Source organism: Streptomyces griseoaurantiacus, from assembly GCF_036189845.1.
Lineage (GTDB): Bacteria > Actinomycetota > Actinomycetes > Streptomycetales > Streptomycetaceae > Streptomyces > Streptomyces griseoaurantiacus.
In genome coordinates this window covers 486,173-509,253 of the sequence record NZ_CP108326.1, presented here as the reverse complement: position 1 = coordinate 509,253, position 23,081 = coordinate 486,173, and the positions used below count along the sequence as shown (strand labels likewise).

Below are 23,081 nucleotides of genomic sequence, written 5' to 3'. Positions count from 1 at the left end.
TCCCGCCGCCGAACCCACCCCGGCAGCGGGGGAGTTCGGCCGGGGGGAGCTCATCGGCGCCGCTGGGCGCCCCCGGCGGGAGTCAGGTCGGCGTACAGCATGTGGTGGTCGGAGTGGGTACTTGCCCGGACCCGGTGGCCGCTCGCCCCGACGCCGCGCAGGAAGACGTAGTCGAACCTGCTGTGCCAGTCGGTGGTGGGCTCGCAGGCGCCGCCGGCCGAGGGACCGCACCGCGGGTCGGCATCCTTCACCAGCGGCCACATCGCGTCGAGTTCGGCGGCGTACGGCACCGCGTTGAAGTCGCCCATGACGACCGCCCGGTCGTAGCGGGCGACCACCTTCGCGAGGACGTCCACCTGCTTCGCCCGCACCGACTCCTGGCGACGCTCGGCGAGATGCGTGTTGAACACCCTGAGCTCCCGCCCGCCCACCGTGGTCGTGACCGCCATGTATCCGCGGTCCTCGGACCCGCCGTCGGGATACTCCACGGCGACGGCGTCGGTCATCGGCGCCGCCGAGAGGATGGCCTCGCCGTAGCCGCCCGGCTTCCACGGCGCCCCTCCGCAGCGGCCCCACCGGTGCAGGACGGTCCCGTACTCGACGTGGTAGTCGAGGCCGTGACGGTTCCTCAGAAGAGTGCGGATCCGCTCCACCTGGCCCGTGCACGACTCCTGGAGACCGACGACCTGGGGTGCCGAGGCGGCGATCTCCGCCGCCAGGTCGGCGTCCCCGCTCTTGCACGGGTTGCACAAATTCCACGTCATGACCCGGTTCGGCACGGCCTCGCGGCCGGTCGCCCCCGGCTTCGGCCCGGCGGAGGCGTCACCGTGCGGGAACCCGGGGCCCGCCACCGCGATCCACACCGCGACGACGGCGCCCACGAACAGCCATGTGCCCTTCGCCCGCACCCTCGCCTCCTCGTCCGGACGGACCCGGCGGGGACGGCCGGGCGGTCCCGCTCGCGGTCCGTGCCCCGGACATCGTAGAGGGCCCCGGGACGCGGGCGGGGGCGAGCGTCCGGAACGTGCGAGGGGGACGGCAGGGCGGCCGCCGCCCCTCCGCACGGTTCCGTCAGGAGGCCGCCTCGGCCCCCGCCAGCCGTTCGGCGCGCAGGGCGGAGCGCCTGATCTTGCCCGCCGGGCTGCGCAGCGGAGTGTCGACGAGCTCGATCGACCGGGGCCGCTTGTGCGGGGAGAGCCGGCCGCTCAGGAACGAGCCGATCTCCTCGGCCGTCGCCGTGGACCCCTCCTCCACCTGGACGATGGCGTGGATCCGGTTGCCGCGGTCCGCGTCCGGCAGTCCGATCACCGCGCTGGAGAGCACCTCGGGGTGCTCGGCGAGGGCGCCCTCGATCTCGGCGGGGTAGACGTTCACCCCGCCCACCAGCAGCATGTCCGAACGCCGGTCGTGCAGATACAGGTAGCCCTCGGCGTCGAACTCGCCGATGTCACCGAGCGTCGACCACCCCTCGACCTCCTTCACCTGTGCGCCCAGGTAGCGGAAGGCGGGCGGATTGCCCGGCGGGACCCGCATGAAGACCTCACCGCTGCGGCCGGACTCGGTGACCGGGGTCCCGTCCAGCGCCACGATCTTGATCTCGCCCCAGGTCGGGCGGCCCACCGAGCCGCGGTGCTCCAGCCACTCGGGGCCGGAGATCGTGCACCCGGCCTGCGCCTCGGTCCCGGCGTAGAGCTCGAAGATCCGCTCCGCGCCGAGCCAGTCGATCCACGCCTGCTTGATCGCCGGCGGGCAGGGTTCGGCGCAGTGCCACACCGACACCAGCGAGGACAGGTCGTAGTGACGACGTGTCGCCCCGGGCAGGGCCAGGATGCGCCGCATCATCGTCGGCACCAGGTACATCCAGGTGATCGCGTGGCGTTCCACCTCCGCCAGCACCCGTTCCGCGTCGAATCTTCCGAGCAGGGTGACCGTGCCGCCGTTGAACAGGACCGTCATGGCCGTGGAGAACGGCGCGTTGTGGTGGACCGGCGCGGTGATGAGCGCCCGCTGCCGGGCGCCGATGCCCCATGCCTCGCTGTCGAAGGCGTGGAAGGTGCCCGAGGAACCCGAGAGGATGATCTTCGGCCGCCCGGTGGAGCCCCCGGACGTCGGCGCCTTCCACGAGGGGCCGACCACCGTCGGCAGCCCGTCCTCCGAGCCGCCGAGCCGGCGCAACGCGGCCACGGTGGTGGTCCGGGACCGGCTGTCGCCCACCGGCGTGCCCTCCTCCCGGCCGAGGACCACCACCGGATCGGACAGTTCCAGGACGGCCTGCTCCTCGGGCGGCGCGAGCCGGGTCGAGAGCGGCTGCGGAACGGCCCCGATCTTCAGGCAGGCGAAGGCCGCCACGATGACGTCCACGCCGTTGGGGAGCATCAGCGGGACGATCCGCCCGGGGCCGACGCCGGAGCGCTTCAGGCCGCGCGCCACCGCGTTGCTCGCCCGGTACAGCCCGTCCCAGGTCAGCTCCTCGTCCTCCGCCCGCACCGCGACCGCCTCCGGGCGCTCCGCCGCGTACTCCCCGGGGATGTCACCGAGCGGGAATCCGGGTTCAGGGGTGAACATATGTGCCGTCTCCTGTCTTTCGGAGTCGTTCGGAACCGGCCGGACACCGAGGACGCCGGTGCCCGGCCGTGTGTCAGCGGTACAGATGCGCCCCGGGGAGCGCCTCGGGATCCCGGCGCACCTCCGCGGTGTTGGTCTCCGGCAGGAACCAGGCGCAGACGAAGGTGATCGCGCCCATCAGCGCGATGAACGCCGCGACCAGCACCGTGCTGTCCGTCTTCGCGATCAGCCAGGTCATCAGGACCGGGGTGCTGCCGCTGACGACGATGGCGGAGAGCTGATAGGACAGGGAGGCCCCGGAGTAGCGGACGTTCGGCGCGAACAGCTCACCGAAGTAGGCCGCCATCGGGCCGTAGGTCAGCCCCTGGAAGACGAAGCCGACCGCGACCGCGATGAAGATCATCGGTGCCGAGGCCGTTCCCACCAGTGCGAAGTAGGGGAACGCCCAGGCCACCACGCCCAGTCCGCCGATCAGGATCAGCGTGCGCCGGCCGTAGCGGTCCGACAGCTTCCCCGTGTACGGCAGGAACGCCGTCATCACGACCGCGCTCAGCAGGGTGGCCGTCAGCAGGGAGTTGCGGTTCATGTCCAGCGTCTTGGTGCCGTAGCTGAGCAGGCCGGTGATGCTGACGTAGAACAGGCTGTTGGTGGCGGACAGCGTGCCGCAGGCGAGCAGGATGGTGCGCCAGTTGCGGCGCACGGCCTCCGCCAGCGGCGCCCGCACCACGGCCTCCCCCTGCTTCCGCGCCGCCTTCTCCCGCAGCCTGCGGAAGTCCGGGGTGTCCTCCACCCTGCGCTGGATGTACAGCACCACCGGGAACATCACCGCGCTGAGCAGGAACGGGATGCGCCAGCCCCAGTCGATCAGGGCGTGCTCCGACATGGAGGCGCTGACCGAGGTGAAGATCAGGGTGGAGATGATGACCGCCACCGGCACGCTGGTCTGGCCGAACGTGCCCGCGAACCCGCGCCGTTTGGGGCCCGCCGACTCCGTCAGGAGCAGCGCGATCCCGCCCCACTGGCCGCCCGCCGCGATGCCCTGCGCGAAACGCAGCAGGACCAGCAGGACCGGGGCGAGGACACCGACGGCTCCGGCGCTCGGCAGGCAGCCGATCAGGAACGTGGCGAGCGCCATGCCGACGAGACAGACCACGACGGTGGGCTTGCGGCCGTACTTGTCTCCGAAGTGACCGGCGAGGAGCCCGCCGAGCGGACGGGCCACGAACCCGGCCCAGAAGGTGCTGAAGGACAGCAGGGTGCCGGTGAGTGCGGAGGAGTGCGGAAAGAAGACGTCCGGGAAGACGAGCGCCGCCGCCGTGCCGTAGAGGAAGAAGTCGTACCACTCGATCGAACTGCCCAGCAGGCCCGCGGCGAGCAGTTTGCGGTGGGCGCGTCGCTCGTCGACGGATGGGGGCGCGGCGCCGGGGACGGCGCCGGCGCCGCCTTCGCGGTCGAGGTCGGGGCCGCTGTCGTTGTCGCTGTCGCTGTCGGGGAGGTGTGCGTGAGCGGAGGAAGTCATGGGTGGGTGCCCCCTGGGGTGAGGAAGGGATGAGCGAGGGACGTTCGCCCGCCGGCCGCCGGGCGCCGCTGCTGTCGACGGGCGGCTGCGACCCGCATCACAACCGTCCGCGTGGGCTGAGAGTAGGGCCGGGCGAGGGCTCCGCAGGATGGAACGTACGTACACTTGTCGCCGACTCGTGGTGTGAGCCTCCTCCACCCCGGGCCGGTCCGCCCACCACGCTTCCTCGCGTGCACACCGACAGGGACACAGATGGCGCAGAGCGAAGCGGGCGCGGACGGCGCCCGGGACCACGGTGAACTCGTCTCCTACCGGCTGCGCCGCGAGCGCGAACTGAGCAGCCTGTACGCCACGGCCCGCTCACTGGCAGCGCTCGGCGAGGTGGGCGAGGTGCTCGCCACGATCGTCCGGCACGCCCACGAGCTGATCGGCAGCGACATCGCCTACCTCTCCCTGCTGGACGCGGAGGGCAACCTCAAGCTGAGCGCCTCGGCCGGCACCATCTCGCACGAGTTCTCCACGGCGTGGATGCCACCGGGCGGCGGACTCGGCGCCCGCGTCATCGAGTCACGGGCCCCGTTCTGGGTGAGCAACTACCGCGAGGCCCAAGTCCTCAGCCACCGCCCCGTGTTCGACTCCCTGGTGCCCGACGAGGGGCTCGTCGCGCTGCTCGGCGTGCCGCTCCTGGTGGGCGAGAGGGTCGTCGGCGTCCTCTTCGCCGCCGACCGCACCGAGCGCCCCTTCGAGAAGGACGAGGTGGCGCTCCTCAGCGCCTTCGCCGACCACGCCGCCATCGCCCTCGACAACGCCCGGCTCTACGAGGAGAGCCGGGTCTCCCTGCGCCGGCTGCGGGAGGCGTACCGCACCATCGAGGAACAGGTCACCTCCGTGGAACGGGCCGCCGCCGTGCACGAGGCACTGACCCACGTCGTGCTGACCGGCGGCGGACCCGGTGACATCGCGCGACTTCTCGTCGAGCATCTGCGGGGCACGGTCACCGTCCTGGACCGGGACGACCGGATCGTCGCCGTGCGGTGCGCCGAGGGACAGCCGGCCGACCCGGACCGGGAACCCGTCCGGGAACTCCTGGAGGAGGCCCGCAGCACCGGACGCTGCGCCTCCGCGCGAGGCGCTGACGGGGTGGTGCGCAGCGTGGCTGCCGTCCACGCGGGCGGCAGCCACCTCGGCTCGCTGTCCCTGGCCCGGAGCGCCGCACCGGACCCGGCGGACATCCGCATGCTGGAACGCGCGGCCCAGATCATGGGCCTGCTGGTCCTCATGCGCGACGCCCGCGTCGAGGCGGAGGAACGCGTGCGCGGCGAACTGCTCACCGAGCTGCTCGCCCGCGCCCCCCTGCACCCGGCCCACCGCGAGCGGGCACTGGCCCGCGGTGTCGACGTGGACCACCTCGACGTCCTCCTCGTCGCCGACTGCCCCGGCAGACCCGCGAGCGACGTGGTGCGCCGCCTCAACGCCGTCTCGCCCGAGTGGTCGGGGCTCGCGGGGGAGTACCTCGGCCGGGCGACGATGCTGCTGCGCGCCGAGGACGTCGAGGAGGCGGCCCGCGCCCTCCACCAGGGGCTGCGCCGCGCCCTCGGGGCGCCCCTGCTGCTGGTCGCCGACCGGGTCACGGGGGAGGAACGCTCCCGCTCCTTCTCGCTGGCCCAGCGGTGCGTGGAGGTGATGCGCGCGCTGGGGGAGGAGGACCGCGGGGCGACGACCCGCCAGTACGCGATGTACGCCCTCGTCTTCGACCCCCAACGCGCCCACGACCTCGACCGGTTCCTCACCGACGAGCTCGGCGTGCTCCTCGACTACGACCGGCGGCGCGCCACCGACCTGGTGGCCACGACCGCCGCCTACTTCGCCCAGTCCGGCAATCTGCGCCGGACGGCCGACGCGCTGCACGTGCACATGAACACGCTGCTGAAGCGGCTGCACCGGATCGGTGTGCTGCTCGGCGAGGACTGGCGCTCCCCGGACTCCGCGCTGCGCCTGCACCTGGCGGTCCGGCTCCACCAACTGCGGGCCTCGCTGGACCGGTCGGCCTCCGGGCCCGCCGGGTGAGCGGGACCGCCGAGCCGCGGCGGTGGGTCACAGGTCCACGACGAGCCGCGGGGACAGCGCGCGGGACACACATGGATACATGCGCCCGGCGGGGGCGCCGAGTTCGTCGCGGTGCTCGGGTTCGCCGTCGAGCACGGTGATCTCGCAGCTTCCGCAGACACCCTCGCGGCAGCTGGAGGGCACCGCGTGCCCCGCGTGCCGGAGCACGTCGAGCAGCGACTCGTCCGCCGGTACCCGCAGCGTGCCGCCTGAGCGGGCGCACTCCACCTCGAACGGGGCGTCGGGAGCGAACCCGCGGGCCTCGGGGCGGAAGCGCTCCACGTGCAGCCGCCCGGCGGGGAACACTGCCTCGGCCGCGCGCAGCATCGGCGCGGGACCGCAGCAGTAGACGAGGGTGTCCGGGCCGAGCGCGGCGGCGTGGCGGGCCAGGTCGGGCCGGCCACGCTCCCCGGTGGCGAGGATGTCCACCCGGTCGCCGGCCAGGGAGCGCACCTCCTCCAGGAAGGGCATGGAGGCGGCCGACCCGCCCGCGTACACCAGGGAGCACGGCGTCCCCGCCCCGACGGCGGCCCGCAGCATCGGCAGCAGCGGGGTGATGCCGATGCCCCCGGCCAGGAACAGGTACTCCGGCGCGGGCAGCAGCGGGAAGTTGTTGCGGGGCAGCGACACCTCAAGGGGCCGGCCCGCGCGCAGGAACCGGTGGACGTACTCCGAACCGCCCCGGCTGAGCCGCTCGTGCCGCACCGCGACGCGGTAGGTGTCCCGGTCCGCCGGGTCCCCGCACAGCGAGTACTGCCGGGTCAGCCAGTTCGGCAGCCGCAGGTCGACGTGGGCCCCCGGCTCCCAGGGCGCGAGCGGGCCCTCGGCCCCGCGCAGGACGAGGGAGACGACGTCCCGGGCGAGCGGCTCCACCCGCTCCAGGAGGGTTCGCTGCATCGGTGTTCCGCCTTGTCCGTCGGTCGGGGAAGGGAGCGGGGGCACGGTCGGTGGCGTGGTCGGCGGCATCTCAGTACAGCTTCCGGTAGGCCTCTTCGAGGCCCTCGTCGATCACCCGGGGGTCGATGTCGAGCGAGAGCTGGGCGGTGAGCATCTCCCCGGGCGTCGGCATCTCCTCCGCCAGGGCCCGGCTCGCCGGATCCCACAGCCGGGAGCGGACGAGCGCGCGCCCGCAGTGCGCGTACGCCTGCTCCACCCGCACGACGATCGCCAGCCGGGGCGTGCGGCCCTCGGCCTGCAGCCGGGCGAGCACCTCGGGCTCGTCGGTGGGATAGGCGCGGCCGTTGACCCGCAGGGTCTCCCGCATGCCGGGGATGAGGAACAGCAGCCCTATGCCGTCGTTCTCGGCGAGGTTCCGGAAGCTGTCGGCGATCCTGTTGCCGGGCCGGTCGGGGATGGCGAGCGTGTGCGCGTCCAGGACCTTCACGAAGCCCGGGTAGTCGCCGCGCGGGGAGCAGTCGGCGTTGCCGGCCGCGTCGGACGTCGCCATCGTCAGGAAGGGCGAGTGCGCGATGAAGCGGTGGTACTGCTCGTCGATGTGGTCGATGATCTTGTTCTTGACCATCGGCTCGGGCTCGCCGACCAGGGCGAGGACCTGCTCGGGCGAGAGCGGCCGGGGGCGGGTGCGGGTGTGCGCCATGAGGCTCCTTCCACAGCGGGCGTCGGCGGGTGGGCGGAGCCGTACCGCCCCGCCCACCCGCCGACGGCGGCGCGGATCCTCGTGGAGGACCGCTGCGCCGCAGGTCATGGCACTATTGTGAGCAATTGTTCAGGTCGTCCGCCACTCGCGTTCCACGCCCCGCCCAGGAGGTACCGTGACCTCGGACCGACGCCGGATCCACCCACGTAAACAGCCCCGCCAGGCCCGGGCCGAGCTCACCCGGCAGCGCATCCTCGACGCCGCTGCTCACGTTTTCGGCGAGATGGGCTACGCCGCCGGGACCACCAACCGGATCGCCGAGCGGGCCCGCGTCTCCATCGGCTCGCTCTACCAGTACTACCCGAACAAGGACGCGATCCTGCTGGAGCTCGTGACCCGCCACCTCGACGAGGGGCGCCAGGCGCTGGAACGCCTGCGGGAGGAGACCCTCCCCGGCACCCTGGAGGGCATCTTCCGCGCCCACGTGCGCATCGTGATCGACAACCACCGGGACGATCCGCACCTGCTGCAGGTGATGGCCGAGCAGGCACCCCGGGCCTCGGAGGTGCTGGAGCGGGTCTCCCGCTACGAGAGGGAGCGCGTCGCCTACGTCGAGGAACTCCTCACCCGGCACCCCGACGCCCGCGTGCGGGACACCCATGTCGCGGCCCGGCTCATCGTCGCCACGGTCGAACTCCTCGTCCACCAGCTCACCGCCGCCCCTGACCCCGTCGAGGCCGGCCGGCTGGAGAACGAACTCGTCGCCATGGTCACCCGCTATGCCACGGGCGGCGGGGCAGTGTGATGTGTCACAGGCGTGTCCACCGGGTTTCGGGGGTATGTGCGAGCGCGTGATGGGGGCAACGAAGGCGGCCTGTATGGAAGCGGTACCCGGCGACGAGGACGGCACGGCGTCGGGCGGTGGTCTCCCACGGACCTCCGCCGCTCTGGACGGTGCGTCGGCCTCCATCGCGGACGCCCGGCGGCTCGCCGCCGACTTCCTCACCTCGGCGCGCACCGACTACGCGCTGCCGATCGCCCAACGGGCGCTGGACATCACCCAGCTCGTCGTCAGCGAACTGGTCACCAACGCCAGGAAGTACGCGCCCGGACCGGTGGTGCTGAGCCTGGGGATCGTCGGCGACATGGTCGAGGTGGCCGTCTGGGACAGCGACCCGGCGCTGCCCACGGCCAGGGCGGCGGACCCCGGACGGGTGGGCCAGCACGGTCTGGAGATCGTGCACGCGCTGGCGGAGGACCTCCGCATTCGCCGCGAGGCCGTCGGCAAGCGGGTCACCGCCCTGATCTCCTACCTCGACGAGCCGACCGGAGCGGAGTCCGACGGTGCGCCGCGGTGAGCGGCGCCGCCGTTCGTGGCCGCCCGGTGCCGCGGGCAGGGGCGCGCAGCGTGCGGAGTGCGGAGCGCGAGCCGGGGTAGGTGCGCCGCAGGTGCTTGGGAAGCAGGCATGCCCGGAGTGTCCGGGCGACCGGTCGCACCGGGCGCGGTGCCCCGTGGTCATGTCCTCGCCTGCCGAGTTTCACCCCAGGAGCACCCCCGTATGAGCCAGGAACCGGAGTATCCACCGTTGCGCGACATGGGCGGCCGGAACGCCGAGACCACCGCTGTTCCCGAGGATTCCCTCCCCGCACGCGAGACCGGCCTGGAGGCCCTCCGGCGGGAGAACGCCGAACTGCTGCGCCGCACGACCGAACTGCGCAACCGGCTGCACGCCCACCCCGGCATCACCCTGGCCCAGGGCATCCTGATGGAGCGCTACCGGCTGCCCGACCCCGCCACGGCGTTCACCCTGCTGCGGGAGGCCTCGCAGCGCAGCAACATCAAGCTGCACACGCTCGCCGACGCGCTCGTGCGCACCCCGGCCCCCGACCACGACGCCACCGCCTGGTTCCCCGGCCGCGCCCGCTACAGCCCGCCCCCGCTGCCGGGCGTCCGAGTGGCCCCCGCCGACCGCTCCAGCCACGGCGCCGTCCTGTCCGGGGTGCTGCGCCGGGTACTGGACGTCACACAGGCCGGGATGGGCAACGTCCAACTGGTGGAGGGCGGTGTGCTGCGCATGGAGAAGCACACCGGGCTGAACCGCCGGTTCACCGACTTCTTCGCCTTCGTCGAGGGGCACACCACCTCCTGCTCCGAGGCCGCGGAGGAGCGCCGCCAGGTGACCGTGCCGGACGTGGCCGTCGCGGACGTCTTCGACGAGGAGTCCCGCGCGACGATCCTCCAGGCCGGCAGCCGCGCCTGCCACAGCGTGCCCCTGGTCAACCGGGCCGGCTCGGTCCTCGGCATCGCCTCCTCCCACCACAGCCGCCCGCTCGCCGGATTCACCCACGCCCAGCTCCGGGCGCTGCAGGAGACCGGCGACGCCGCGGGCCGCTGGCTGTCCTGGCACCGCCGCACCGTCGTCCTCGACGCACTCGAACACCTGCACGCCCTCGGCCGGACCGCCCGCTGACCCGCACCGCCCGCTGACCCGCACCGCCCGGCGGGCCACGGAGACCGTGCGTGCGCCGGGTGTCCCGGGGCCGGAGTGTCGGCCGAGGCGGAGGAGGAACCCGGGATACGAAGGGGACCCGGGGCCACGGGGCGGGGCACGGCGGCGAGGGGGACACCCGGGACGAGCACACGAGCACACGGTCAGCGGGCACAGCGAAGGGCGAGCCGATGGACGGACGCGGGAACGGACGGACGAGCGGGCAAGAGGGGCGCGGTACGGCACTGGTGACGGGCGCCTCCTCCGGCATCGGCGCGGCCTACGCCGAACGCCTCGCCGCCGACGGGTGGGACACCGTCCTGGTGGCCCGGCGCGCCGACCGCCTGGAGGACCTGGCGGCCCGGCTTCGCGCGGAGACCGGCACCGAGGCCGAGCCCCTGGTCGCCGACCTCGCCTCGCCGGACGGCCTGGCCCGGGTGACCGCACGCGTCGCGCGCGGGGACGTCGGCTTCCTGCTGAACAACGCGGGCATCAACGGATACGGCCCCTTCGCCGAGCTGGAACCGGCCCTGATGGCCAAGGTCCTGCACGTCAACGTCCTCGCCGTGACCGCGCTGACCCGCGCGGCGGTCCCGGTCATGCTGGAGCACGGCCGCGGCACGGTGGTGAACGTCGCCTCCCAGCTCGCCTTCGCCGGCGCCCTGCCGCCGCGTCCGCTGCCCGAACGCGCGGTCTACGGCGGCTCCAAGGGATACGTGGTCACCTTCACGCGCACCCTCGCGGCGGAACTCGGCGGCACCCCGCTGCGCGTCCAGGTGCTGTGCCCCGGCCTGACGGCCACCGAGTTCCACCTCTCGCGGGGTGAGGCTCCGGTGCCCGGGCGCGAACAGGCGGTGCACGAGGAGGGCGGCATGCCCGTGGGCGAGGTGATCGACGCCTCCCTGCGCGACCTGGAGAAGGGCACGGTGGTCTGCGTGCCGGGGGTCGAGGGCGCCTCCCCGGTCGTCACCCTGGAGGCCGCCGAACTCGCCATCCGCTCGGCGTCGCGCGGCACCCTGGCCTGACCCCCGGCCCCCGACCGCGCCGGGCCCCGACCTGGCACCGGCCGGCGGGGACGGCGGTCGCCGCGCTGCCGGCCCCGGAGACCGGGCGCCGGCTTCCCTCCCCTCGGGGGGCGAGCAGCGCCCCGTCCGGCTCAGCGGGCCAGGCCGTGCAGCAGCAGTTCCGCCAGGTGGGCATAGGCCTGGGCGTCGGTCAGCCCGGTGGTGGCGGCCACCTGGCGGCGCTGGATGCGCACCATCACCGAGCTGATCACGTCGGCGGCGAACGCCACGTGGACCTCGCGGAAGGCTCCCGAGGCCATGCCCTCGTCGATGAGCTGCTGTATGCGCTGCGCGGCGGCCCGCGTATTGCGGTCGTAGACCTCCGCAGCCGGTTCGAACGCGGCCACGTCGTCGAAGAAGCGCGGCGAGGCCGGGGCCAGCTCCGCCGAGACCGCGCCCAGATAGGCGGCGAGCCGGCGCGCGGGATCGCTCTCGGCCGCGAGCGCGCCCTCCACGTGGGCGGTCGCCCGCCGGAAGAAGTGCACCACGGCGGTCCGTACGAGCTGCTCCTTGCTCCCGGCGAGGCCGTACAGGGTGCGCTTGGAGCAGTGCAGGCGGGCGGCCAGGTCGTCCAGCGTGAAGTGGGCGAACCCCTCGGCCACCAGGAGATCCACCAGCTCGTCGAAGAGCTCGGAGCGGCGCGCGGCGCCCCGCCCGGTCGGTCTGGGGCCGTCCACAGCCGAGGTGTCGATCACCCGGCCAGTATTCCAAGAGAAGTGGCGGGCGACACGTGAAGCGGTACTCTGGTACCACCAGGAGTACCGCTAGGAGTCGCCATGGACGTCGACCGACTGCTTCCCACCCCCGAAGCCGCGGACCTCATCGCCCTCACCAGGGAGATCGCCGACAAGGAACTCGCCCCGCGCGTCGAGGAGCACGAGCGGGCCGAGAGCTATCCCGAGGGCCTGTTCGCCACCCTCGGCCAGGCCGGGCTGCTGGGCCTGGTCTACCCGGAGGAGTACGGCGGCGGAGGCCAGCCCTACGAGGTGTACCTCCAGGTCCTGGAGGAACTCGCCGCCCGCTGGGCGTCCGTCGCGGTGGCCACCAGCGTCCACACCCTCGCCTGCCACCCCCTGCACGCCTACGGCACCGAGGAACAGAAGGAGCGCTGGCTGCCCGCCATGCTGGCGGGCGAGCGGATCGGCGGCTACAGCCTCTCCGAACCCGGCGCCGGCTCCGACGCGGCCGCCCTGACCTGCAAGGCCGAGCCCACCCCCGAGGGCTATCGGATCACCGGCACCAAGGCGTGGATCACCCACGGCGGCAAGGCCGACTTCTACGCCCTCTTCGCCCGCACCGCCCCCGGCCCGCACGGCGTCTCCTGCTTCCTCGCCCCCGGCGCCGTCGAGGGACTGAGCTTCGGTCTGCCCGAGCGGAAGATGGGCCTGCACGCCGTGCCCACCGCCGCCGCCCACTGGGACGGCGCCCTGCTCGAGAAGGACCGGCTGATCGGCGCGGAGGGGCAGGGGCTGGCCATCGCCTTCAGCGCCCTGGACTGCGGCCGGCTCGGCATCGCCGCCTGCGCCACCGGCCTCGCCCAGGCCGCGCTCGCCGTCGCCGTCGACTACGCCAACGAGCGCACCACCTTCGGCCGTCGCCTCGTCGACCACCAGGGCCTCGGCTTCCTGCTCGCCGACATGACCGCCGCCGTCGACTCGGCCCGCGCCACCTACCTCGACGCGGCCCGCCGCCGGGACCGGGGGCACGCCTTCAGCCGACAGGCGAGCGTCGCCAAGCTGGTCGCCACCGACGCCGCCATGAAGGTCACCACCGACGCCGTCCAGGTGCTCGGCGGATACGGCTACACGCGCGACTTCCCCGTCGAGCGGTACATGCGGGAGGCCAAGATCACGCAGATCTTCGAGGGCACCAACCAGATCCAGCGGCTGGTCATCAGCCGCGGCCTGGCCGCCTGACCATCCCGCGACAGCCGCCCCGGCACCCGTACACCTCCGACGCCCCTACGCCCCGGACGCCCGCCTGCCCCCGGGCGTCCGCACACCTCAGGAGTGGGAAGACCTCATGAAGCTCGCAGGAACCGCGGCCCTCGTCACCGGTGCCGCCTCCGGTCTCGGCGCCGCCACCGCCGCCGCGCTCGCGGCCCGCGGTGCCACCGTCTACGGCCTCGACCTCGACAAGGCCGTGGCGGAGGCCGGGGCCCTCCCCGAGGGTGTCACCCTGCTCGCCGCCGACGTCACCCAGGAGGCGCCGGTGCGCGCCGCCCTCGACCGGATCGAGGCCGACGGGGCGATGCTGCGCCTCGCCGTGAACTGCGCCGGCATCGCGCCCTCCGCCCGGCTCGTCGGCCGCAGGGGACCGCACGACCTGGACCTCTTCCGCACGGTCGTCGACGTCAACCTGGTGGGCACCTTCAACGTGCTGCGGCTGGCCGCGGCCGCCCTCGCCGCCCAGGAGCCCGACGAGGACGGGCAGCGGGGGCTCGTCGTCAACACGGCCTCGATCGCCGCCTACGAGGGGCAGATCGGCCAGATCGCCTACGCCGCCTCCAAGGCAGGTGTCGCGGGCATGACGGTCACCGCGGCGCGGGACCTCGCCCAGTACGGCATCCGCGTCGTCACGATCGCGCCCGGCATCGTGGACACCCCGATGATGGCGGGCTTCAGCGAGGAGGTCCGCGCCGGGCTCGGCCGAAGCGTCCCCTTCCCGCAGCGCCTCGCGCGCCCGGAGGAGTACGCCCGCCTGGTCACGATGGTCGCCGAGCACGACTACCTCAACGGCGAGACGATCCGGATGGACGGCGCCCTGCGCATGGCGGCGCGGTGACCCGCGCCCGGGGAGCCCCGAGGCACGGGGGTGTCCGGGCCACCCCGGGTCAGGCGCGCAGCGCCGAGCGGGCCGCCGCCACGGCCTGCCCGGCGTAGCCGCGCCCGAACAGCACCGTGTGCACCAGGAGCGGGAACAACTGGTGCAGGCCGATCCGGTCGCGCCACCCCTCGGCGAGCGGGGCCGCCTGCCGGTAGGCGCCGAGGATCCGGTCCAGTCCGGGGCAGCCGAACAACCGGAGCATGGCCAGGTCGGTCTCCCGGTGGCCGCCGTGCGCGGCCGGGTCGATCAGCCAGGCCCGTCCGTCGGCGCCCCACAGCACGTTGCCGTTCCACAGGTCGCCGTGCAGCCGGGCGGGCGGCTCCGGGGGACCGGCCAGCTCGGGCAGCCGCCCGCACACCTCCTCGACAGGCCTCGCCTCGGCCGGCCCCACGGTGCCCTCGTCGACCGCGCGGCGCAGATACGGCAGCACCCGGTGCTCGGCGTACCAGCGCGGCCACTCCGCGCCGGGCACGTCGCGCATCGGGGCGCGCCCGATGTACGCCTCCCGCGGGCCGCCCGGCGGCGGCGCGCCGAAGGCGGCGGCCCCGGACGCGTGCAGGGCGGCCAGGTCCCGGCCGAAGCGCTCGGCCGCCTCCGCTGTGGGCTCGCCCGGGGACACCCGGTCGGTGACCAGCCAGTACGCCTCCTCGCCGCGCACGGCCGGCACCGGGACCGCGCCCGCCTCGGCCAGCCAGCGCAGCCCGGCCGCCTCGGCCCGCACCGCGCGGGCCTCCTCACCGTGCTTGACGATCACCGACCCGCCCGCGGCGAGCGTGACCTCCGTGACCCCCGCGGACAGCCGCCGCCGGCCGGTCACGGACCGCCCGGTCACCCGCGCGGCGACCGCCTCGGGGGTCTCGTCGGGGCCGCCGGGGGACGGGGGAGCGGCATGTGCGGCCATGGGGCGGCCGGTCACGCGCCGCCGGGACGGGCGCCCGGGCCGCGGCCCGTACCCGTGTCGGTTCCGTCGGCGGCCCCGGCCTCCGCGTCGAGACGCTCGCGCACGTGCGCGAGCAGTCCCGGCACCGTCGCCTCGATCAGGGACAGCACCTCCTCGAACCCCTCGGGCCCGCCGTAGTACGGGTCCGGCACGTCGAGGCCGCCGCTCGCGTCCGGGGCGAAGGAGCGCAGCATCCGCACGCGGGAGGGGTCCGCGACGAGGCGGCGCAGCGCCTTCTCGTGGCCCCGGTCCATCGCCAGGAAGAGGTCGGCGTCCAGGTGCTCGGCACCGAGCTGCGCGGCGACGTGCTCCACCGGGTAGCCGTGCCGGGCCAGCACCTCGCCGGACCGCTCGTCGATGGGCTCACCGGCGTGCCAGGGCTCGATCCCCGCACTGCTGACCTCGACCGCCCCGTCCAGCCCGGCCCGGCGCAGATGTTCGGCGAGGACGAGGGCGGCGGAGGGCGAGCGGCAGATGTTCCCGGTACAGACGAAACAGAGATGCACGGGGCCAGGGTACGGCGGGAATGCCCGGCGGGGGTGCCGTGTTGGACCCCATGTGACTGACATGCCCGAGACAATCCCGGGCGGTGTCGGTGGAAGGAGGCCCCTCATGGCACGCAGCACCCTGCGCCCCGTCGTCAAGCTCAGGTCCACGGCGGGAACGGGCGTCACCTACGTGACCCGCAAGAACCGCCGCAACGACCCCGACCGGCTCGTCCTGCGCAAGTACGACGCCGTGGCCGGGGAGCACGTCCTGTTCCGCGAGGAGCGCTAGCACTCGCGAGCACGCGGGCCGCTCCAGGGCCGAGCGCCCGGCGAACACCGCGTCCCGCACCGCACCACCGGCCGTCCGCCCCGCCGTACGGCCATGAGGAGGCACACACCATGAGGTCCGGTATCCATCCCGAGAGCCGCCCGGTCGTCTTCCGCGACCGTGCCGCCGACACCGCGTTCCTGACCACCTCCACCGCCCGGACGTCGAAGACGATCGAGTGGACGGACGGGAACACCTACCCGCTGGTCGACGTCGAGATCTCCTCGGCGAGCCACCCGTTCTACACCGGCGCCCAGCGCGTGGTGGACACCGCCGGCCGCGTCGAGCGCTTCGAGCGCCGCTACGGCCGCGCAGGCCGCACCACCGGCTGAGCCGGCCAGCCGCCGGGGCACCACCCCGGCGGCCACCCACGGCCCGGTTCCCGCTTCCGCGGGGCCGGGCCCACGTGCGTCCCGGCCCCGCGGAAGCGGGAACCGGCGGACCCGTGCCGACCCGCCCCACCACCCGCGGCAGCCGTGGCAGAGTGGCGGTATGTGCGGCCGCTACGCCTCCACCAGGAGTCCCGAGGACCTGACCCGACTCTTCGAGGTCACCGACGTGCGCCCCGAGGAAACGCTCGCCCCCAGCTGGAACGTCGCCCCGACGGACCGGGTCTGGGCCGTCCTGGAACGCGCCCCGCGTCCCGGGGGCGAGGAGGACCCCGGGCCCGTACGACGCCAACTGCGCCCCCTGCGCTGGGGACTCGTGCCCTCCTGGGCGAAGGACGTCAAGATCGGTGCACGGATGATCAACGCACGCGTGGAGACCGTCCACGAGAAACCGGCCTTCCGCCGCGCCTTCGTGCGGCACCGCTGCCTGCTGCCCGCCGACGGCTTCTACGAGTGGCAGCAGATCACTCCCGAGGGCGGCGGCAAGCCCCGCAAGCAGCCGTACTTCATCCATCCCGAGGACGACCGGGTGATGGCGCTCGCCGGGCTCTACGAGTACTGGCGCGACCCCGCCGTCGCCCACGAGGACGACCCCGACGCCTGGCTGACGACCTGCACGATCCTCACCACCGAGGCGACCGACGCGGCCGGCCGCGTCCACCCCCGGATGCCGCTCGCCCTGACCCCCGAGCACTACGACGCCTGGCTCGACCCCGCCCACCAGGACCCCGAGGCCCTGCGGGCGCTGCTCTCCCAGCCCGCCGGGGGCCACCTCGACGCCCGCGAGGTCTCCACCGCCGTCAACAACGTCCGCAACAACGGACCGCACCTGCTGGAGCCCGTGGGCCGGTAGGGCTCTCACCCGGTGGTCGAGGGGCCGTCAGCGGCTGCGGCGCCGCTGTGCCGCCCCCCGCAGGACGGCGGTCACCGCCAGCAGCGCGCAGGCCACGGCGCAGTAGGACCACGCCGTCGTGCCGCGCACCGCGCCGACCGCGCTCCAGACGGACCACAGCACGAGCAGGGTGAACAGTGCCGTCCAGGCGATGTCGGCGAGACGGTGGCGCAACTGCGTCTCCTGCCGGGTGCCGGGCTCGAGCGTGCCGAGCGGCGTGCCACGGCCCTGCGACCTGGGACGCGAATGCGCCGATGACCTCGAAGACCCCCGGGACGTCACGGGCAACCCCTTTCGTGGCGGGACGTTCGGCGGGCGCCGCGTACGGCGCCCTTCCCGCACGGGTTCCCGCCCGTCGGCCGTGCATGCGGCGGCGGGCGGCCGAGGGTGACTGTCAGTGGCGGATGCGAAGCTGCCCGGTATGGATGAGCTGGAGTTCATGCGCGGCAGGGTCTACGGCGCCGACCCCGAGGACGGAGGGCCGCGACCCGGGCGCGTCTACGCACAACTGGTGGGCGGCCCGCTGGACGGCCTGCTCCTGGACGTCACCGACGCTCCCGCCTCCCCACCGGGCGGCGGCGTCGCGCTGCGCACGGAGATAGGGCGCTTCGGCGCGGGCGGCCGCGCCCAGTACGTCCCGCGCGCCGAGGATCCGCGCCGCTACGACTGGCACGGCGACCTCCCCTGAACGCCGGTCCGGCGGTCCCGGCCCGTCCCGGCCCGGGTCAGCCGGCGCCGAGGAGGCCGGGCGCGCCGGACGTCCCGCGCCGGGCCACCGGCCCCGCGGAATCGGTGTCCTCGGTGGTTCTCGCGACGCGGGCAGCCAGCCGGTGGAAGGAGCGCGCGGTGGACGAGCCGGCGTCCGCCGTGATCAGCACCACCTCCTGGTCCTCCTCCGGCACCAGCAGGACGTCGCAGTTCAGGCGCAGCCGCCCCGCCTCCGGATGGTCGAGGGTCTTCGTTCGGTGCCCGGGCGCGTGGACCGGCCGCTCCTCCCACAACCGCCGGAACTCCTCGCTCCCGGCGTGCAGTTCGGCCAGCAGCTCCGCCAGCGCCGCGTCCCGGGGGTAGCGGTCCGCCGACCGGCGCAGCCGTGCCACCGCGATCCGCCCGAACTCCTCGGCGCCGGTGCTGAAGTGGTTTCGGCCCCGGCCGAGGAAACGGCGCCGGGCCAGATTGCTCTCCCCGTCGAGATCCTCGCCGATCAGCACGCGGGCCAGCGGGTTGCAGGCGACGACGTCGTAGGAGGCGTCGGTGACCACCGCCGCCGTCTCCGGCAGCCGGCGCAGCATCCCCGCCACGTACGGACGCACCCGCCGCCTCGCGCGGGTCCCCGGCGGCGGGCTCGTCCCCGCGAGCCGGAACAGGTGACTGCGCTCGGCCGGGGCCAGCCGCAGCGCCCCCGCCAGTCCGTCCAGGATCCGGGGCGAGGGGCGCGGCCCGCGGGCCTGTTCGAGCCGGACGTAGTAGTCGACGGACATGTGGGCCAGCTCGGCCACCTCCTCCCGGCGCAGCCCGGGGGTGCGGCGGGGCTCGCCCCCGGAGGCCAGCCCGAGGTCCTCGGGACGCAGTCGTTCGCGGCGGTCCCGCAGAAAGCGGGCCAGTTCCTGCCTCGGCATGCTCTCTCCTGCGGCGGCCGGCCGCCTGGTACAGGTTGTCCCTGGCGGGCCGCCCGCGGTCGGGGAATCGTCGATGCCATGAACGATCGCACAGCACTGGTCACCGGTGCCAACAAGGGAATCGGCAAGGAGATCGCCCGCCTCCTGGTCGCCGAGGGCTTCACCGTGTACGTGGGCTCGCGGGACGCCGGCCGGGGCGAGAAGGCGGTCGAGGAGATCGGCGGCGGCGCCCGCCTCCTCGTCCTGGACGTCACCGACGCCGAGGGCATCGCGGCCGCGGCGGCGCGGATCGGCACACTGGACGTCCTCGTGAACAACGCCGGTGTCGTCGTCGACGACAGCAGGCCCACCGAACTCACCGTGGACGGCCTGCGCCGCACCTATGAGACCAACCTGTTCGGCGTACTCGCCGTCACCAACGCCTTCCTGCCCGCGCTGCGCCGCTCTCCGGCGCCCCGCATCGTCAACATCTCCAGCGGCACCGGCTCGTTGACGTGGGGTGCGGACCCGGAGCGTGAGTTCGCCGCCTTCCGGGGCCAGGGCGCGGCCTATCGTTCCGGCAAGGCGGCGCTCAACGCGCTGACCCTGTACTACGGGCAGGCCCTCGCGGAAGAGGGCTTCAAGGTCAACGCGCTGGCCCCCGGACTGCGGGCGACGGATCTGCACCCCCGGGCGGCCCTGGCGAGTGCCGGGGACCCGGCGGAGGCCGCGGAGGGCGCGGTGCGGCTCGCCCTGCTCGCGGACGACGGCCCGACCGGCGGTTTCTTCTCCTGGGACGGCACACCGGTGCCGTGGTGAGCGGCGGGCCGCCCGTTTTTCGACGAGACAGGGCAACGAACCGGGCGTCCCGCTGGTCGTAGCAGGCGTGCACCGTCAGAAGGCGGTGCACGCCTCGCACGACCAGCACCACGACCACCAGGGGGAAACACTCATGAGCACTCGCATCCGCCGGGCCGGGCGGGCCCGCCGCCTCCACACGGCCCTGGCCGCACCCGTGGCCGTCCTCGCCCTCGCCCTGGGCGCCGTCCCGGCGAGCGCCGCCGCCGGCTCCGACTCCGGCACCGGCACTCCGCGCTTCCTGGAGCCGGGCGAGCTGCCCGCACACCCGTCCTCGGACTGGTACGCCGGTGAGGTGACCGCCGGACAGCCGGACCCGCTGCCGTTCTGCGTGGGCGAGGCCCTGCCGTCGACCACCTCCCACCGCCGGTTCTGGACCGAGTACGACACCGGCGCCCTGCAGGCCACCGTCGTGGAGCGCAGCGTCCAGCGGGCGCAGGACTTCGCCGCGCTGCTGCGCAAGGACCTCGCCGGCTGCGCGCGCAAGGCCGAGGCGGAGAACCCCGACGTCACCGCGCGGAGCATGTACTACGGGCGGCTGAACGTGGAAGGGGGCGCCGACGTGTTCGGCGTCCACACGGAGACCTCCTGGGGCGCCTCCGACGTCAACCTCTTCTCCGTCGGCCGCGACGGCAGCACCGTCACGGTCGTGCAGTGGGGGCAGATGGGCACGTTCGACGATGCCCCGGTGACGGCCTTCGAGGCCACGACCGCGACGGCGGTGAAGAAGCTCTACTGAACGGCTCCGCCGTGCGGGGCTACGGAGCCGGAGGCGGATGCCGGGCGGTGCGCCTGACCTCCTCCTCGACGGCGTTGCGCGGCTTCTCCTCGTCCTTGGCGTACCGGGTCACCGCGGCCTGCACGTCCCGGGCGAGGTCCCGCCAGGCCCGCCAGGCGGTCTCGTAGGTGTCCGTCTGCACGTCCGTCCATGTGTGGTGCGCGGGCGGGCCGAAGGAGTCGCGCAGCTCCTCGACACGGTTGCGTGCCTGGTCGGCGGCGCGTTGCATCGCCACCAGTTCGTCGAGAGTGTGTGCCACGTTCGGATCGTAAGCAGCGGGGGGACGGCGCGCGCGCCGAGGCGAACGGGGGCGGGGCGACGGGAGGTGCGCCGCCGGGGAGCGGTGGGGTCGTGTGCGCGGGTACGGCCCCGCGCCCCGGTGTGCGGGCTCACCCCACCCCGCCCAGCGCCTCCCGTGCCGCCCCCACCGCGGCCTCGCGCTCCCCGGCGACGAGGCCGAGCCGGCAGCGCCGGTCCAGCAGGTCCGCCTCGTCCAGCGCCCCCTCGTGCCGTACCCCCCACCACAGCTCGGCCCTGGTCACGGGATAGCCCGCCACGACCGGCTCCCGCAGGCCCGGGTCCGCCGCTCCCAGGGCGTGCACCGCCGCGGCCTCCGTCCCGTAGCGCCGTATCAGCCGCCGCGGCACACCCGCCGGAGCCGGCCCCGCCCCCACCAGCGGGAGCGCCGTCGTCCGCGAGGGGCCGGCCGTGACCCGCCCCCCGGCCACCGCCGCGTCGACCGCGTCCTGGGCCATCCGCCGGTACGTCGTCAGCTTGCCGCCGACCACCGTGACCACCCCTTCCGAGGAGGTGAGCACCGCGTGCCGCCGCGAGAGGTCGGCCGTGCCGCCCCCGGGGCCCGCCCCGCCGTCGAGGAGCGGCCGCAGCCCGGCGAAGGCGCCCGCCACGTCCGCCCGCCGCACCGGCACCCCCAGCGCGGTACCCACCACGTCCAGCAGGAACCCGATGTCGGTCTCCGGCACCTCGGGGACGTCCGGCACGACCGTGCCCTCCAGGGGCTCGTCGGTGAGACCCACGTACACCCGCCCGTCCTCCTGCGGCAGCACGAGCACGAACCGGTTGCCCTCCCCGGGCACCGGGATGTGCAGACCGGCCGGCAGCGGACCGAGGAGGTCCCCGCGCAGGACGAGATGGGTGCCGCGCGAGGGCCGGATGCGCACGCCCTCGACGAGACCACCGGCCCACACCCCCGCCGCGTTGACCACCGCCCGGGCCCTGATCACACCCTCCTCACCGGTCAGTTCGTCCCGCACCCGGGCGCCGGAGCCGTCGAGCTCCAACGCCCGCACCCGGGTGAGTATCCGGGCCCCGCGGCCCGCCGCGGTGCGGGCGAGGGCGGTCACCAGCCGGGCGTCGTCGACGAGCCGGCCGTCCCAGGACAGCAGCCCGCCGCGCAGTCCGGCGGCCCGCAGCGCGGGCGCCAGACGGCGGGTCTCGACGGGGGTCAGCCGGCGCGGGGCCGGCAGGGTGGCGCGGGCGGTGCGCGCCGCGATCCGCAGCGCGTCACCGGCGCGGAAGCCCGCCCACGCCAGCGCGGCCCCACCGCGTGAGACCAGCGGCGTCAGCGGCAGCACGAACGGCTGGGCACGCACCAGGTGGGGCGCGGTCCGCTCCATCAGCACCCCGCGCTCGACCGCGCTCTCGTGGGCCACGTCGAACTGCCCGGCGGCGAGATAGCGCAGCCCGCCGTGGATCAGCTTGGAGCTCCAGCGCGAGGTGCCGAAGGCGAGGTCGTGGGCGTCGATCGCGGCCACCGAGAGCCCACGGGAGGAGGCGTCCAGGGCGACGCCCGCGCCGGTCGCGCCGAGGCCCACGACCAGGACGTCGACGGCCCCGCCGCCCACGGTCGCGGTCAGTTCACGGATGCGGCGGGCGGCGGACAGGGAGGTGGCGGCGGTCGGGGAGGGGGTGGCGGTCACGGCGCGAGGGTCCTCTCCAGCAGGGTGCGCAACTCGTCGGTGAAGGCCGCGGTGCTCAGCCCGGGGTCGTCCTCGTCCGTCATCGTGCGCAGGGACAGCGTGAACGACTGCACGACCAGCAGCAGCGTCCGCGCCTGCCGCTCGGCGTGCCCGGGCCGCACGGAGCCGTCCGCGTGCCCCGCCCGCACGGCCGTGGCGAGCAGGTCGAGCAGGGCGTCCTGACTCGCTCCGCGCCGGTCCAGCACATAGGGCAGCAGCAGTTCCGGATCCACGTCCACGATCTTGCGGAAGAGGGGGTGCGCCCGGAAGGCGCCGACCCCGTTCACCAGCGACTCGACGATCCGGGCGCGCCCCGGGAGGTCGTCCGAGGGGGCCGGCATCGCCGCGGTGGCCGCCGCGATCCATTCCCGGGTCATCAGATCGCCGACCAGGGTCCGCACATCGGGCCAGCGCCGGTACAGCGTCATCCGCGACACCCCCGCACGACGGGCCACATCGGTGAGGGTGGTGCGCCGGACCCCCACGGCCAGCACCCGGTCGCGCACCGCGTCGAGCACCGGATCCAGCATCGGGTCGCCGTCCGAACTGTTGTGACGAATAGGCGTCATGTGTCACAGTGTAACTCCCCGGTACGGGCCGCGCACAAGCCCTCACGGACCGCACCCGGACGGAACGAAAAGCACGCACGGAACGCAGAGCACAAC

The 23,081-nt window shown here is 74.3% G+C and carries 26 protein-coding genes; 13 read left to right on the top strand and 13 right to left on the bottom strand.

Going from position 1 to position 23,081, the window contains the following annotated elements:
• Positions 1-50: 50 nt before the first annotated feature.
• From OHB09_RS02320 to OHB09_RS02310, 3 genes are all read right to left on the bottom strand, one after another.
• The gene (locus OHB09_RS02320) at positions 51-908 is read right to left on the bottom strand and encodes an endonuclease/exonuclease/phosphatase family protein (RefSeq protein ID WP_006140465.1); all 858 of its coding nucleotides are present in this window, start codon (positions 906-908) and stop codon (positions 51-53) included.
• Between the two features lie 163 nt (positions 909-1,071).
• Positions 1,072-2,565: an AMP-binding protein gene (locus tag OHB09_RS02315; protein WP_191890287.1), complete on the bottom strand. Its 1,494-nt coding sequence runs from the start codon at positions 2,563-2,565 to the stop codon at positions 1,072-1,074.
• A 73-nt stretch (positions 2,566-2,638) separates the two neighbouring features.
• Positions 2,639-4,084, bottom strand: coding sequence for an MFS transporter (locus OHB09_RS02310; RefSeq protein ID WP_328730065.1), 1,446 nt, complete (start codon positions 4,082-4,084; stop codon positions 2,639-2,641).
• Between the two features lie 252 nt (positions 4,085-4,336).
• On the opposite strand from OHB09_RS02310, the gene OHB09_RS02305 reads away from it, so the two are divergent.
• Positions 4,337-6,151 (top strand): helix-turn-helix domain-containing protein, encoded by a 1,815-nt coding sequence (locus tag OHB09_RS02305; protein WP_006140468.1) that lies wholly within the window; start codon positions 4,337-4,339, stop codon positions 6,149-6,151.
• Between the two features lie 27 nt (positions 6,152-6,178).
• Here the strand turns inward: OHB09_RS02305 and OHB09_RS02300 are convergent, their stop codons facing one another.
• Entirely contained in the window at positions 6,179-7,087 is a 909-nt protein-coding gene (locus OHB09_RS02300) for a PDR/VanB family oxidoreductase (protein WP_234527207.1), read from the bottom strand.
• A gap of 70 nt (positions 7,088-7,157) precedes the next feature.
• A complete protein-coding gene (locus tag OHB09_RS02295) occupies positions 7,158-7,787 on the bottom strand; it encodes an MSMEG_1061 family FMN-dependent PPOX-type flavoprotein (RefSeq protein WP_167795105.1) in 630 nt (209 codons plus the stop codon).
• A 175-nt stretch (positions 7,788-7,962) separates the two neighbouring features.
• On the opposite strand from OHB09_RS02295, the gene OHB09_RS02290 reads away from it, so the two are divergent.
• The 4 genes from OHB09_RS02290 (at position 7,963) to OHB09_RS02275 (ending at position 11,301) form a co-directional block, all read left to right on the top strand.
• Positions 7,963-8,592, top strand: a complete 630-nt coding sequence (locus tag OHB09_RS02290; RefSeq protein WP_234527208.1) for a TetR/AcrR family transcriptional regulator — start codon at positions 7,963-7,965, stop codon at positions 8,590-8,592.
• A gap of 73 nt (positions 8,593-8,665) precedes the next feature.
• Positions 8,666-9,145, top strand: a complete 480-nt coding sequence (locus tag OHB09_RS02285) for an ATP-binding protein (protein WP_234527209.1) — start codon at positions 8,666-8,668, stop codon at positions 9,143-9,145.
• A 201-nt stretch (positions 9,146-9,346) separates the two neighbouring features.
• Complete coding sequence (locus OHB09_RS02280) at positions 9,347-10,258, top strand: ANTAR domain-containing protein (RefSeq protein ID WP_093590550.1); 912 nt, start codon at positions 9,347-9,349, stop codon at positions 10,256-10,258.
• Positions 10,259-10,467: 209 nt separating this feature from the next.
• Entirely contained in the window at positions 10,468-11,301 is an 834-nt protein-coding gene (locus tag OHB09_RS02275) for an SDR family NAD(P)-dependent oxidoreductase (protein ID WP_234527210.1), read from the top strand.
• A gap of 131 nt (positions 11,302-11,432) precedes the next feature.
• Here OHB09_RS02275 and OHB09_RS02270 read toward each other — a convergent pair whose 3' ends face one another.
• Complete coding sequence (locus OHB09_RS02270) at positions 11,433-12,035, bottom strand: TetR/AcrR family transcriptional regulator (protein WP_006140475.1); 603 nt, start codon at positions 12,033-12,035, stop codon at positions 11,433-11,435.
• A gap of 81 nt (positions 12,036-12,116) precedes the next feature.
• Between OHB09_RS02270 and OHB09_RS02265 the strand changes: the two genes are divergently transcribed.
• Both OHB09_RS02265 and OHB09_RS02260 read left to right on the top strand, forming a co-directional pair.
• The gene (locus OHB09_RS02265) at positions 12,117-13,256 is read left to right on the top strand and encodes an acyl-CoA dehydrogenase family protein (RefSeq protein ID WP_328921535.1); all 1,140 of its coding nucleotides are present in this window, start codon (positions 12,117-12,119) and stop codon (positions 13,254-13,256) included.
• Between the two features lie 106 nt (positions 13,257-13,362).
• On the top strand, positions 13,363-14,124 hold the full coding sequence (locus OHB09_RS02260; protein WP_328730069.1) for an SDR family NAD(P)-dependent oxidoreductase: 762 nt from the start codon (positions 13,363-13,365) through the stop codon (positions 14,122-14,124).
• A gap of 49 nt (positions 14,125-14,173) precedes the next feature.
• Here OHB09_RS02260 and OHB09_RS02255 read toward each other — a convergent pair whose 3' ends face one another.
• Both OHB09_RS02255 and OHB09_RS02250 read right to left on the bottom strand, forming a co-directional pair.
• A complete protein-coding gene (locus OHB09_RS02255) occupies positions 14,174-15,067 on the bottom strand; it encodes a fructosamine kinase family protein (protein WP_328730070.1) in 894 nt (297 codons plus the stop codon).
• Positions 15,068-15,078: 11 nt separating this feature from the next.
• Complete coding sequence (locus tag OHB09_RS02250) at positions 15,079-15,612, bottom strand: low molecular weight protein-tyrosine-phosphatase (protein ID WP_006140479.1); 534 nt, start codon at positions 15,610-15,612, stop codon at positions 15,079-15,081.
• Positions 15,613-15,718: 106 nt separating this feature from the next.
• Here OHB09_RS02250 and rpmG point away from each other — a divergent pair, with 106 nt between their 5' ends.
• The 3 genes from rpmG to OHB09_RS02235 all read left to right on the top strand — a co-directional run bounded on the left by rpmG (position 15,719) and on the right by OHB09_RS02235 (position 17,164).
• Complete coding sequence (gene rpmG, locus OHB09_RS02245) at positions 15,719-15,883, top strand: 50S ribosomal protein L33 (protein ID WP_006140480.1); 165 nt, start codon at positions 15,719-15,721, stop codon at positions 15,881-15,883.
• Positions 15,884-15,993: 110 nt separating this feature from the next.
• Positions 15,994-16,254, top strand: coding sequence for a type B 50S ribosomal protein L31 (locus tag OHB09_RS02240; protein ID WP_006140481.1), 261 nt, complete (start codon positions 15,994-15,996; stop codon positions 16,252-16,254).
• Between the two features lie 160 nt (positions 16,255-16,414).
• On the top strand, positions 16,415-17,164 hold the full coding sequence (locus OHB09_RS02235) for an SOS response-associated peptidase (RefSeq protein ID WP_328730072.1): 750 nt from the start codon (positions 16,415-16,417) through the stop codon (positions 17,162-17,164).
• Between the two features lie 27 nt (positions 17,165-17,191).
• On the opposite strand, the gene OHB09_RS02230 is transcribed toward OHB09_RS02235, so the two are convergent.
• Positions 17,192-17,377: a hypothetical protein gene (locus OHB09_RS02230; protein WP_328921534.1), complete on the bottom strand. Its 186-nt coding sequence runs from the start codon at positions 17,375-17,377 to the stop codon at positions 17,192-17,194.
• Positions 17,378-17,624: 247 nt separating this feature from the next.
• Between OHB09_RS02230 and OHB09_RS02225 the strand changes: the two genes are divergently transcribed.
• Positions 17,625-17,891 (top strand): hypothetical protein, encoded by a 267-nt coding sequence (locus OHB09_RS02225; protein WP_006140484.1) that lies wholly within the window; start codon positions 17,625-17,627, stop codon positions 17,889-17,891.
• Between the two features lie 37 nt (positions 17,892-17,928).
• Here OHB09_RS02225 and OHB09_RS02220 read toward each other — a convergent pair whose 3' ends face one another.
• A complete protein-coding gene (locus OHB09_RS02220; RefSeq protein ID WP_328919364.1) occupies positions 17,929-18,822 on the bottom strand; it encodes a helix-turn-helix transcriptional regulator in 894 nt (297 codons plus the stop codon).
• Between the two features lie 78 nt (positions 18,823-18,900).
• Here OHB09_RS02220 and OHB09_RS02215 point away from each other — a divergent pair, with 78 nt between their 5' ends.
• Both OHB09_RS02215 and OHB09_RS02210 read left to right on the top strand, forming a co-directional pair.
• Positions 18,901-19,620: an SDR family oxidoreductase gene (locus OHB09_RS02215; RefSeq protein ID WP_006140486.1), complete on the top strand. Its 720-nt coding sequence runs from the start codon at positions 18,901-18,903 to the stop codon at positions 19,618-19,620.
• A gap of 133 nt (positions 19,621-19,753) precedes the next feature.
• Entirely contained in the window at positions 19,754-20,398 is a 645-nt protein-coding gene (locus tag OHB09_RS02210) for a hypothetical protein (protein ID WP_319118161.1), read from the top strand.
• Between the two features lie 19 nt (positions 20,399-20,417).
• Here OHB09_RS02210 and OHB09_RS02205 read toward each other — a convergent pair whose 3' ends face one another.
• The 3 genes from OHB09_RS02205 to OHB09_RS02195 form a co-directional block, all read right to left on the bottom strand.
• Positions 20,418-20,696, bottom strand: a complete 279-nt coding sequence (locus OHB09_RS02205; RefSeq protein ID WP_006140488.1) for a hypothetical protein — start codon at positions 20,694-20,696, stop codon at positions 20,418-20,420.
• A gap of 130 nt (positions 20,697-20,826) precedes the next feature.
• The gene (locus tag OHB09_RS02200; protein ID WP_328921533.1) at positions 20,827-22,377 is read right to left on the bottom strand and encodes a glycerol-3-phosphate dehydrogenase/oxidase; all 1,551 of its coding nucleotides are present in this window, start codon (positions 22,375-22,377) and stop codon (positions 20,827-20,829) included.
• Entirely contained in the window at positions 22,374-22,985 is a 612-nt protein-coding gene (locus OHB09_RS02195; protein WP_040895303.1) for a TetR/AcrR family transcriptional regulator, read from the bottom strand. The genes OHB09_RS02200 and OHB09_RS02195 overlap by 4 nt, the downstream gene beginning before the upstream one ends.
• Between the last annotated feature and the right edge of the window lie 96 nt (positions 22,986-23,081).

Bases quoted from the DNA above. Each gene is read 5' to 3' on its own strand.
- OHB09_RS02300 (WP_234527207.1), bottom strand. From the start codon at position 7,087: ATGCAGCGAACCCTCCTGGAGCGGGTGGAGCCGCTCGCCCGGGACGTC.
- OHB09_RS02295 (WP_167795105.1), bottom strand. From the start codon at position 7,787: ATGGCGCACACCCGCACCCGCCCCCGGCCGCTCTCGCCCGAGCAGGTC.
- OHB09_RS02280 (WP_093590550.1), top strand. From the start codon at position 9,347: ATGAGCCAGGAACCGGAGTATCCACCGTTGCGCGACATGGGCGGCCGG.
- OHB09_RS02240 (WP_006140481.1), top strand. From the start codon at position 15,994: ATGAGGTCCGGTATCCATCCCGAGAGCCGCCCGGTCGTCTTCCGCGAC.
- OHB09_RS02275 (WP_234527210.1), top strand. From the start codon at position 10,468: ATGGACGGACGCGGGAACGGACGGACGAGCGGGCAAGAGGGGCGCGGT.
- OHB09_RS02315 (WP_191890287.1), bottom strand. From the start codon at position 2,565: ATGTTCACCCCTGAACCCGGATTCCCGCTCGGTGACATCCCCGGGGAG.
- OHB09_RS02305 (WP_006140468.1), top strand. From the start codon at position 4,337: ATGGCGCAGAGCGAAGCGGGCGCGGACGGCGCCCGGGACCACGGTGAA.
- rpmG (WP_006140480.1), top strand. From the start codon at position 15,719: ATGGCACGCAGCACCCTGCGCCCCGTCGTCAAGCTCAGGTCCACGGCG.
- OHB09_RS02235 (WP_328730072.1), top strand. From the start codon at position 16,415: ATGTGCGGCCGCTACGCCTCCACCAGGAGTCCCGAGGACCTGACCCGA.
- OHB09_RS02215 (WP_006140486.1), top strand. From the start codon at position 18,901: ATGAACGATCGCACAGCACTGGTCACCGGTGCCAACAAGGGAATCGGC.
- OHB09_RS02220 (WP_328919364.1), bottom strand. From the start codon at position 18,822: ATGCCGAGGCAGGAACTGGCCCGCTTTCTGCGGGACCGCCGCGAACGA.
- OHB09_RS02310 (WP_328730065.1), bottom strand. From the start codon at position 4,084: ATGACTTCCTCCGCTCACGCACACCTCCCCGACAGCGACAGCGACAAC.
- OHB09_RS02285 (WP_234527209.1), top strand. From the start codon at position 8,666: ATGGAAGCGGTACCCGGCGACGAGGACGGCACGGCGTCGGGCGGTGGT.
- OHB09_RS02265 (WP_328921535.1), top strand. From the start codon at position 12,117: ATGGACGTCGACCGACTGCTTCCCACCCCCGAAGCCGCGGACCTCATC.
- OHB09_RS02210 (WP_319118161.1), top strand. From the start codon at position 19,754: ATGAGCACTCGCATCCGCCGGGCCGGGCGGGCCCGCCGCCTCCACACG.
- OHB09_RS02255 (WP_328730070.1), bottom strand. From the start codon at position 15,067: ATGGCCGCACATGCCGCTCCCCCGTCCCCCGGCGGCCCCGACGAGACC.
- OHB09_RS02225 (WP_006140484.1), top strand. From the start codon at position 17,625: ATGGATGAGCTGGAGTTCATGCGCGGCAGGGTCTACGGCGCCGACCCC.
- OHB09_RS02195 (WP_040895303.1), bottom strand. From the start codon at position 22,985: ATGACGCCTATTCGTCACAACAGTTCGGACGGCGACCCGATGCTGGAT.
- OHB09_RS02260 (WP_328730069.1), top strand. From the start codon at position 13,363: ATGAAGCTCGCAGGAACCGCGGCCCTCGTCACCGGTGCCGCCTCCGGT.